The following is a 9214-nucleotide window of genomic DNA, read 5'->3' on the forward strand; positions in this document are numbered from 1 at the left end:
GCCGCGCCGGGCAGACATATTTCCTCGTGAAAAAAATGGCAGAGGCGGGCAGAAGGCTGGATTTTTTCCTGTCCTTGCGTTAGGACAACCTAAATTTGGCTACGCCCCGGTCCTTCAGACTTTAACCCTGTGAGATCCCATGAACGACGCCATTGAACTAAGCCGGATGCGCGATACCGACTTCACGGCGGCAGTGGACGCCCAGAGCGGTCAGAGGATTTCCACCTGTTACCAGTGCGGCAATTGCACTGCCGGTTGCCCCGCAGGCTTCGTCTACGACCTGCAGGTCAATCAGGTCATGCGCGGCGTGCAGCTGGGCCTGAAAAACAAGGTGTTGAATTCCCGTTCCATCTGGATGTGCCTTTCCTGTTCCACCTGTAGTCAGCGCTGCCCCAACAACATCGACGTTGCCGGCGTGATGGAGACCCTGCGGCACATGGCCCGCAAGGAAGGCATTGTGACCGTGCCCAAGGTGGACAAATTCTGGACTTCCTTCCTTGCCACGGTGCGCAAGTACGGCCGCACCTACGAGATCGGCACCATGGTGCTCTACATGCTGCGCTCCATGCGTGTGTTCACCGACGTGGACCTTGCCCCCGCCGCTCTGGCCAAGGGCAAGCTCGGCTTCAAGCCCCACAAGACGCCTGAAGAGGGAGCCGAAGCCGTGGGCCGCATCTTCAAGCGGTATCAGGAACGCGCCAATCGTCAGGGGGTACGCGCATGAAGATAGCCTACTATCCCGGCTGTTCGGCGACGGGATCGTCCGCCGATTACGAAAAGTCCACGCAGGCCGTCTGCGCCGCGCTGGGCATGCAGATGGAAGAAATCCGCGGCTGGAGCTGCTGCGGCTCCACCCCCGCCCATGCTGTGGACACCCAGCTTTCCGGGGCCCTGAGCGCGCGCAACCTCGACCTGGCCGCCCGCCAGAAAGCCGACATGGTGCTGACGCCCTGCCCGAGCTGCCTGTCCAACCTGCGCCATGCGGCCAAGCGGCTGGAGAACCCCGAGTTCCGCGCCGGCGTGAACGAGCTGCTGGACGAGCCGCTGTCCGAAAACCTGCCCGAAACTCTTTCGGTCATGCAGGGCATCGCCCGCGCCTATGACACGGACGCCATCGCCGCGCGCGTGCGCAAGCCCCTGGCCGGCCTGAAACTGGCCGCCTACTACGGCTGCCTCATGAGCCGTCCGCACGAGGTCATGGAATTCGGCGATCCCGAGAACCCCACCCTCATGGAAAGCCTGCTCACCGCCTGCGGCGCGGAAATGGTGGACTTCCCCCTCAAGACCGAATGCTGCGGCGCCTCCTACGGCATCCCCGAGCGCGCCATGACGGCCCGCCTGACCGGCCGCATCCTCAACCTGGCCACCATGCTGGGCGTGGATGCCGTGGTCGTGGCCTGCCCGCTCTGCCAGATGAACCTCGACCTGCGCCAGCAGCAGGCGGCCAAGGAAGCGGGCGTCGCCTTCAGCATGCCGGTGCTCTACTACACCCAGCTCATGGGCATCGCCTTCGGCCTCGCGCCCAGCGCGCTCGGGCTGGATAAACTGTGCGTCAGCGCCGACAATCTGCTGCGCAAGCTGGATCAGCCTGCTGCCTACAGCAAGGCTCCCGAAGGAGACAAGGCATGAGAATAGGCGTCTTCATCTGCCATTGCGGCAGCAATATCGCCGGCACCGTGGACTGCGCCAAGGTGGCCGAGAATGCGCGGATGTTCCCTGATGTGGTGCTGGCCCAGGACATCATGTATACCTGCGCCGAGCCGGGACAGGCGGCCATCGAGGCGGCCATCCACGAGCACAAGCTCGACGGCGTGGTCGTCGCCTCCTGCAGCCCCCGCATCCATGAGCCGACCTTCCGCCGCACGGTGGAACGCGCCGGCCTGAACCGCTACATGTTCGAAATGGCCAACATCCGCGAGCATGTCTCCTGGATCGGCAAGGACAAGGAAGCCAACACCAACAAGGCGACCGAACTCGTCCAGATCGCCGTGGCCAAGCTGCGCAACGACAAGCCCCTCAAGGCCAAGTCCTTCGACATCAACAAGCGCGTGCTGATCATCGGCGCGGGCGTGGCCGGCATCCAGGCCGCCCTTGACTGCGCCGAAGGCGGCATCCAGGTGGTGCTCGTCGAGCGCGAGGCCACCATCGGCGGCAAGATGGCCAAGCTGGACAAGACCTTCCCCACCGTGGACTGCTCGGCCTGCATCCTCGGCCCGAAGATGGTGGACGTGGCCCAGCATCCCAACATCACGCTGTACGCCAAGTCCGAGGTGGAAGACATCTCCGGCTACGTGGGCAACTTCAACATCAAGATCCGCAAGCGCGCCACCTATGTGGACTGGGACAAGTGCACCGGCTGCGGCGCCTGTACGGAAAAGTGTCCGGCCAAGAAGACCCCGGATACCTTCAACGAGCTGGTGGGCCCCACCACGGCCATCAACATCGCCTTCCCGCAGGCCATCCCGAAGAAGGCCGTCATCAATCCCGAACACTGCCGCCAGCTCACCAAGGGCAAATGCGGCGTGTGCGCCAAGGTCTGCCCCACCGGCGCCATCAACTACGAACAGCAGGATGAGATCATCACCGAGGAAGTGGGCTGCATCGTGGCCGCCACCGGTTACGACCTCATGGACTGGACGGTCTATGAAGAATACGGCGGCGGACGCTACCCCGACGTGGTGACTTCCCTGCAGTACGAACGCCTGCTCTCGGCCTCCGGCCCCACCGAAGGGCACATCAAGCGTCCTTCCGACGGCAAGGAGCCCAAGAACATCGTGTTCATCCAGTGCGTGGGTTCGCGTGACCGCTCCATCGGCCGTCCGTACTGCTCCGGCTTCTGCTGCATGTACACCGCCAAGCAGGCCATCCTGACCAAGGACCACATCCCGGATTCCAAATCCTTCGTCTTCTACATGGACATCCGCGCCAACGGAAAGATCTACGACGAGTTCACCCGCCGCGCCATGGAAGAATACGGCACGGAATACATCCGCGGCCGCGTCTCCAAGATCTATCCTGACGGCGAAGGCCACCTCATCGTCCGCGGCGTGGACACGCTGCTCGGCGAAGGCGTGGAGATCAAGGCCGACCTCGTGGTGCTGGCCGTGGGCGTGGAAGCCGCCAAGGGTTCGCCCAAGCTGGCCGAAAAGCTGCGCATCTCCTACGACAGCTACGGTTTCTTCCTGGAAAGCCACGTCAAGCTGAAGCCTGTGGAGACCAATACCGCCGGCGTGTATCTGGCGGGCGTCTGCCAGGGCGTCAAGGACATCCCGGCCTCCGTGGCCCAGGGTTCCGCCGCCGCCGCCAAGGTGCTGGGCCTCTTCTCCAAGGACAAGCTGGAGAACGACCCGCAGATCGCCAGCGTGGACATGAAGCGCTGCGTGGACTGCGGCAAGTGCATCCGCTGCTGCCCCTTCGGCGCCATCAAGGAAGTGGAGTTCCGCGGCAAGATGTACGCTCAGGTCATCGAAACCGTCTGCCAGGGCTGCGGCCTCTGCACCTCCACCTGCCCGCAGGGCGCCATCCAGCTCTCCCACGCCACCGACAACCAGATTCTTGCGGAGGTTAACACGCTATGCCAGTGCTGAACGGCAAAGAACTGCGAATTGTGGGTTTTCTCTGCAACTGGTGTTCCTACGGCGGTGCCGACACCGCCGGTACGGCCCGTGCGGGACAGCCTACCGACCTGCGTATCATCCGCGTCCCCTGTTCGGGCCGCATCGATCCGCTCTTCATCGTGAAGGCCCTGCTCAACGGCGCCGACGGCGTGCTGGTCTCCGGCTGCCATCCGCGCGACTGCCACTATGCCGCGGGCAACTTCTATGCCCGCCGCCGCCTGGAAGTGCTGAAGCAGTTCCTGCCCGTGCTCGGCATCGACGACCGTCGCTTCGAGTACACCTGGGTGTCCGCTTCCGAAGGCCAGCGCTGGCAGCATGTGGTGCAGACCTTCACCAAGCGTATCCACGACCTCGGCCCCGCGCCGAAGCTGGAAGACCCGGAACCGCTGCTCAAGGTCGTGGACATGGCCCTGACCTCGCTGCGTCCTCTGGGCACCGGCCAGAAAAACAAGCTGGACGAGCTCAAGGCCGCCATCAAGGCCAAGCTGCCCGAACTCGATGTGGTCATCGGCTGGCAGCAGGGCTACGACGCCGCCCGCACCGTGCCGCTCTTCATGCGTACGCCTGAAGACGTGGACAAGCTGGTGTGGGGTCCCTTCAACGTGAACAACCCCGCCGTCTACCTGCCCCAGTACAAGGGCAAGAAGGTGGGTATCGTGGTGAAGGGCTGCGACGCCAAGTCCGTGGTGGAACTGCTGCAGGAAAACCTGATCAACCGTGAGGACGTGACCATCTTCGCCATGCCCTGCGAGGGCACGCTGGATATGGCCCGCGTCAATCAGGAACTGGGCCGCTACACCACCATCGACAAGGTGGAGTATGACGAAGCCGGCGTGACCATCACCGCCGACGGCAAGGAACACCGCTTCTGCATGAACGACTTCGCGCAGGGCAAGTGCTACGGCTGCACCATGCCCACCGCGGTGCTCTCCGACACTCTCATCGGCACGCCCACCGAAGTGAAGCCCGGCCCCTACACCCCGCCGGAGCTGGCCCTGCTCGACTCCATGAGCCTGGACGAGCGCCTTGCCTTCTGGCGCGGCCAGATGGAACGCTGCATCCGCTGCTATGCCTGCCGCAACGCCTGCCCCATGTGCGTCTGCCGCGACTACTGCATTGCGGAAAGCCGCGAACCCCACTGGATCTCGCAGGAAGACAGCACCCGCGACAAACTCTTCTTCCAGACCATCCATGCCATGCACCTGGCCGGCCGCTGCACCGGCTGCGGCGAATGCCAGCGCGCCTGCCCCGTGGGCATCCCGATCCTGGCCCTGCGTCAGCAGATCGCCCGCGCCGTGGCTCAGCTCTTCGACGGCTACAAGTCCGGCGTCGATCCCGAGGCCGTGCCGCCGCTCCTGGGCTACGAAGTGGAAGAAAAGAACATTCATGAGAGGGAGTGGAAATGAGCATCACCCGATTTGTAAAGCCTGAGGGCCTCCCGGCGTTTCTGGCTCACCTCTCCAAGGACGCCCGTGTGCTGGCCCCTGTGGTGAAGCCCGCCGACAAGCGTTCCGTGGTTTTCGAACCGTGGAAGGAAGGCAAGGAATTCACGCTGGAAAAGGCCACCGTGCCCGCCAAGGCTGCGGTGCTGCCCCAGTGCGAGACCCTTGTCAGCTACCGCAAGGTCAAGGACAAGGCCAACCCGCAGAACGTCAAGCTGGAACTGGACGACACCCCGCAGGCCGAGACCACCGTGGTCTTTGCCGCCCGTCCCTGCGACGCCCGCGGCTACGTCACGCTGGACCGTCCCTACCTCAAGGGCCCCATCGCCGACCCCTACTACAAGGCCCGGCGCGAAAAGCTGACCGTCATCACCCTGACCTGCAACAGCGGCTGCAACACCTGCTTCTGCCACTGGGTCGGCGGCGGTCCTTCCTCCCCGGAAGGCTCCGACATCCTGATGACCGAGCTCAAGGACGGCTACATCCTGCAGGGCATCACCCCCAAGGGCGACGCGCTGCTGGAAGGCAGCGGCCTTGATGACGGCGCGGATCGCTTCAAGGAGATGGAAGACGTGCGCAAGGCCGCGTGGGCCACGCTGGTCAAGGCTCCCAACCTCAAGGAAGCGCAGGCCAAGGTCGCGGCCAAGTTCACCGATGTGGACTTCTGGACCCGCGAGACCGACCGCTGCCTCTCCTGCGGGGCCTGCACCTACTTCTGCCCCACCTGCTACTGCTTCAACATCACGGACGAAGGCGAACCCACCAGCGAAAAGGGCGGCCGCCGTCTGCGGACTTGGGACAACTGCATGTCGCCCCTGTTCACCCGTGAAGCCAGCGGGCACAATACGCGTATGGAAAAGGCCCTGCGCATGCGCAACCGCGTTTCGCACAAGTTCTCCACCTATCCGGAGAACTGGGGGACCTTCTCCTGCAACGGCTGCGGCCGCTGCATCAGCAACTGCCCCGTGAGCCTGGACATCCGTCAGATCGTGCTGGATGCCATCAACGCCGACAAGGCCGCTAAGTAGAGGTTAAGACATGGCGACTCAAAGCAAAAAGGAAGGGATGCTGCGCGAGCTGACCCCCCGTCCGCTCCCGCAGGGCAATCCCTACAAGCCCATGGCGGCCACTGTGGTGGAAACCATTCAGGAAACGGGCAACATCAAGACCATCCGTGTGGTCATTGACGATCCCGAGCAGATGGCCAACTTCAAGTACGAACCCGGCCAGGTGGGCCAGCTCTCGGTCTTCGGCGCCGGCGAATCCACCTTCGTCATCAATTCGCCGCCGTCCATGAAGGATTACCTCCAGTTCTCCGTCATGCAGGCCGGTGAAGTGACCTCCACCATCCATCGTCTCTCCGCCGGGGACAAGGTGGGCGTGCGCGCTCCCCTTGGCAACTTCTTCCCCTACGAGGACTGGAAGGGCAAAAACATCTTCTTCGTGGGCGGCGGCATCGGTATGGCTCCTATCCGTACCATCATGCTGCACATCCTCGAACGCAAGAAGGATTACGGCAAGGTCAGCCTGCTCTACGGCGCCAAGAGCCCCAGCGACATGGCTTTCAGCTATGAGCTGCAGGGCTGGCTGGACAATCCCGACCTGGATTGCCACCTCTGCATCGACAATCCGGCCGAAGGCTGGCAGCACAAGGTGGGTCTCATCCCCAACGTGCTGACCGAGATCGGCCCCAAGCCGGACAACTGCGTGGCCGTGCTCTGCGGCCCGCCGATCATGATCAAGTTCACGCTGCAGGCTCTGGAAAAGCTGGGCTTCCAGCATGAAAACATCGTGACCACGCTGGAAAAGCGCATGAAGTGCGGCATCGGCATCTGCGGCCGCTGCAACATCGGCAGCCACTATGTCTGCATCGATGGCCCCGTCTTCACGCTGAAGCAGCTGAACGGTCTGCCGCCGGAACTCTAATCCCGCGGCGCAACGCCTCACATATGGCGGTGGAGCCTGGCTCCACCGCCTTTTTTCGTGCCTGCGGACGCGTGCGGTCTCTCCGCCCGGGCCCGGAGGATCCCTGTCCTCTTGAGCATTTCCAGTGTGAAACGCGTTGCGTTTCACACCATACAGTCTGGCGTTTCGCGGAAAAACGCGGTTTTTCCGCTTGATTTCGGCCGGGCGGCGCTGTGCCGCCGTCCCGCGTTTCACCTTTTTCAAAGGTGAAACGCTCTTGCGGGAACGGGAGCATTTGGGCATAGTCGCGTCAGATACGCAAAAGAGAGAGGCGGCATGTCAACGATGTTCATGGCGGTCCTGACCGTGGAATTTGCCCTGCACGGCAACGACAACCTCAAGGCCAAGCGCCGCGTGGCCAACAGTCTCAAACAGAAGGTGCGCAACCGCTTCAATGTGGCCGTGGCCGAAGCCGGTACCGAAGACAGCCTTACCCGCCTGCGCCTGGCCGTGGTGTCCCTGTCCAACAGCGAAAGCCACCTGCGCAGCCGCATGGACAAATGCGCCCTGATGATGGAGGCCGTCTGTCCCGAAGAAATGACCGAGAGCGAGGTGGAAATCTATGCAGCCGACTGATCTGATCCCCGAAGCCTGGCGCGCTCCGGCCGCCCGCATGGCCGAGGCGCTGCGCGGGCTGGACCGCGTCATCATCGCCGGACACGTCAATCCGGACGGCGACGCGCTCGGCTCCGTGGCGGCCGCGGGCTGCCTGCTGCAAGGCCTCGGCAAGGAATGCGTGCTCTACAGCAAAAGCGGCGTCCCGCCGTACCTCGGCTTCCTCCCCCTGCCCGGCAGCATGCACGACACCTTGCAGCGCCTGCCCTTCCGCCCCGCCGCCGCGCTGCTGCTGGATTGCGGCGAACCGCACCGCCTCGGCGACGAGCTGGAAAAAGCCCTGCCCGGCCTGATCAGCGTCAACATCGACCATCACCTGGGCAGCGACGGCATGGGCACCCTGGACAACTGGATCGAACCGCAGGCCGCCGCCACGGCCCAGCTGGTGGCCTATGTGGCCATCAGCGCCGGTCTGCCGCTGACGGGCAAGCTCGCTCAGGCGCTGGCCCTCGGCCTCATCACGGACACGGGAGGCTTTGCCCACGGCAACACCAGCGCGGCCGTGCTGCATCTGGCGGCCCATCTGGTCGAAAACGGCTGCGACATCGCCCTGTTGCGCCAGCAGCTGGAAAATTGCTGGAGCATGGGCCGCATGCGCCTTTGGGCGCGGCTGATGGAGCGCATCCAACTTTTGGCCAACGGAACGCTTGCCTTTTGTGCCGTTCGGTTGGATGATTTACAGAGCAGCGGAGCAACGAAGGAAGATCTGGAAGGCTTTGTGGAACAGATACGCCGCCTCGCCGGAGTACGGGCCGCCGCTCTGCTGCGTGAAGACGCGCCCGGCGTCCACAAGTTCAGCCTGCGTTCCTTCGGCGAAACGGACGTGCGGGCTGCCGCCGCCGCACTGGGAGGCGGCGGGCACCGCAATGCGGCAGGAGGGACCTTGCGCATGGAGGCCGCCCAGGCGGCCGAGACCCTTCTCAAGGCTGTCACTGCCGTTCTTTGACAGCATGGCTGACAGGAAAACTCAGCAATGCTCCATGACAGGAGGGAATCATGAACGAGCATGGACGAGTGCAGAACACTGTCGATGAACCGGAACGGACGCCGACTGCGCGACGCCGTTTCCTGCTGGGCCTGGTGGCCGCGGGCCTGGCCTACGTCACCCCCACGCTGCTGGGGCTGGATGAAGCCGAGGCTGAGCCGTGGAAGCATTCAAACAGGCGGCGCACCAGACGGACCCGGCCCAGCAACCGACGCCGGACGCGGCGTACCCGGCCCAGCAGACGCCGTCCCGACCGCACGCGGCCCAGCAGACGCCGTCCCAACCGCACGCGGCCCAGCAGACGGCCCGGTGCGCCCCATCCGGGCAGACCGGAACCGCGCGACGGCTACAGGACCAGACGTACCCGCCGCGACGACTACAGAACCAGGCGTTCCCGCCGCGACGACTACAGAACCAGGCGTTCCCGCCGCGACGGCAGGCCCGGCCTCAATAACGGAGGCTTCAACGGCCCCGGCGATGTCCACAGGAGAGCGGACGGTCTGCGCCGCGACATCTAGATGTAGAGTGTCAACACGTTGTTCACCCTCCGTTCAGACATGAAGCTGGAGGTTTTCTGCCAAGAGCCGAAT

At 63.9% G+C, this 9214-nt stretch carries 9 protein-coding genes; all 9 read left to right on the forward strand.

Features of this window, described 5'->3' with window-relative positions; translation table 11 throughout:
• Positions 1-139 precede the first annotated feature (139 nt).
• The 9 genes from Q0K12_RS05735 (at position 140) to Q0K12_RS05775 (ending at position 9142) form a co-directional block, all read left to right on the forward strand.
• Positions 140-724 carry a 4Fe-4S dicluster domain-containing protein gene (locus tag Q0K12_RS05735; protein WP_297260901.1) on the forward strand — a complete coding sequence of 195 codons (585 nt, stop codon included), beginning with the start codon at positions 140-142 and terminating at the stop codon, positions 722-724.
• Positions 721-1629: a CoB--CoM heterodisulfide reductase iron-sulfur subunit B family protein gene (locus Q0K12_RS05740; RefSeq protein WP_297260903.1), complete on the forward strand. Its 909-nt coding sequence runs from the start codon at positions 721-723 to the stop codon at positions 1627-1629. The genes Q0K12_RS05735 and Q0K12_RS05740 overlap by 4 nt, the downstream gene beginning before the upstream one ends.
• The gene (locus Q0K12_RS05745) at positions 1626-3587 is read left to right on the forward strand and encodes a CoB--CoM heterodisulfide reductase iron-sulfur subunit A family protein (RefSeq protein ID WP_297260905.1); all 1962 of its coding nucleotides are present in this window, start codon (positions 1626-1628) and stop codon (positions 3585-3587) included. The genes Q0K12_RS05740 and Q0K12_RS05745 overlap by 4 nt, the downstream gene beginning before the upstream one ends.
• Positions 3575-5023, forward strand: a complete 1449-nt coding sequence (locus tag Q0K12_RS05750; RefSeq protein WP_297260907.1) for a hydrogenase iron-sulfur subunit — start codon at positions 3575-3577, stop codon at positions 5021-5023. The genes Q0K12_RS05745 and Q0K12_RS05750 overlap by 13 nt, the downstream gene beginning before the upstream one ends.
• Complete coding sequence (locus tag Q0K12_RS05755) at positions 5020-6087, forward strand: 4Fe-4S dicluster domain-containing protein (RefSeq protein ID WP_297260910.1); 1068 nt, start codon at positions 5020-5022, stop codon at positions 6085-6087. Before Q0K12_RS05750 ends, Q0K12_RS05755 begins: the two co-directional genes overlap by 4 nt.
• A gap of 37 nt (positions 6088-6124) precedes the next feature.
• A complete protein-coding gene (locus tag Q0K12_RS05760; RefSeq protein ID WP_297227615.1) occupies positions 6125-6985 on the forward strand; it encodes an FAD/NAD(P)-binding protein in 861 nt (286 codons plus the stop codon).
• Positions 6986-7309: 324 nt separating this feature from the next.
• A complete protein-coding gene (locus Q0K12_RS05765) occupies positions 7310-7600 on the forward strand; it encodes a DUF503 domain-containing protein (RefSeq protein ID WP_297260919.1) in 291 nt (96 codons plus the stop codon).
• Positions 7587-8585 carry a bifunctional oligoribonuclease/PAP phosphatase NrnA gene (locus Q0K12_RS05770; RefSeq protein WP_297260912.1) on the forward strand — a complete coding sequence of 333 codons (999 nt, stop codon included), beginning with the start codon at positions 7587-7589 and terminating at the stop codon, positions 8583-8585. The genes Q0K12_RS05765 and Q0K12_RS05770 overlap by 14 nt, the downstream gene beginning before the upstream one ends.
• Positions 8586-8635: 50 nt before the next feature.
• Positions 8636-9142 carry a hypothetical protein gene (locus tag Q0K12_RS05775; RefSeq protein ID WP_297260914.1) on the forward strand — a complete coding sequence of 169 codons (507 nt, stop codon included), beginning with the start codon at positions 8636-8638 and terminating at the stop codon, positions 9140-9142.
• Positions 9143-9214: the final 72 nt, after the last annotated feature.

Origin of the sequence: uncultured Desulfovibrio sp. (assembly GCF_944324525.1) — a bacterium.
In the GTDB taxonomy this organism is placed as follows: Bacteria; Desulfobacterota; Desulfovibrionia; order Desulfovibrionales; family Desulfovibrionaceae; genus Desulfovibrio.

What these genes read in the sequence shown, in the direction of transcription:
- Q0K12_RS05745 (WP_297260905.1), top strand. Translation starts at nt 1,626, where the DNA reads ATGAGAATAGGCGTCTTCATCTGCCATTGCGGCAGCAATATCGCCGGC.
- Q0K12_RS05775 (WP_297260914.1), top strand. Translation starts at nt 8,636, where the DNA reads ATGAACGAGCATGGACGAGTGCAGAACACTGTCGATGAACCGGAACGG.
- Q0K12_RS05755 (WP_297260910.1), top strand. Translation starts at nt 5,020, where the DNA reads ATGAGCATCACCCGATTTGTAAAGCCTGAGGGCCTCCCGGCGTTTCTG.
- Q0K12_RS05770 (WP_297260912.1), top strand. Translation starts at nt 7,587, where the DNA reads ATGCAGCCGACTGATCTGATCCCCGAAGCCTGGCGCGCTCCGGCCGCC.
- Q0K12_RS05760 (WP_297227615.1), top strand. Translation starts at nt 6,125, where the DNA reads ATGCTGCGCGAGCTGACCCCCCGTCCGCTCCCGCAGGGCAATCCCTAC.
- Q0K12_RS05765 (WP_297260919.1), top strand. Translation starts at nt 7,310, where the DNA reads ATGTTCATGGCGGTCCTGACCGTGGAATTTGCCCTGCACGGCAACGAC.
- Q0K12_RS05750 (WP_297260907.1), top strand. Translation starts at nt 3,575, where the DNA reads ATGCCAGTGCTGAACGGCAAAGAACTGCGAATTGTGGGTTTTCTCTGC.
- Q0K12_RS05740 (WP_297260903.1), top strand. Translation starts at nt 721, where the DNA reads ATGAAGATAGCCTACTATCCCGGCTGTTCGGCGACGGGATCGTCCGCC.
- Q0K12_RS05735 (WP_297260901.1), top strand. Translation starts at nt 140, where the DNA reads ATGAACGACGCCATTGAACTAAGCCGGATGCGCGATACCGACTTCACG.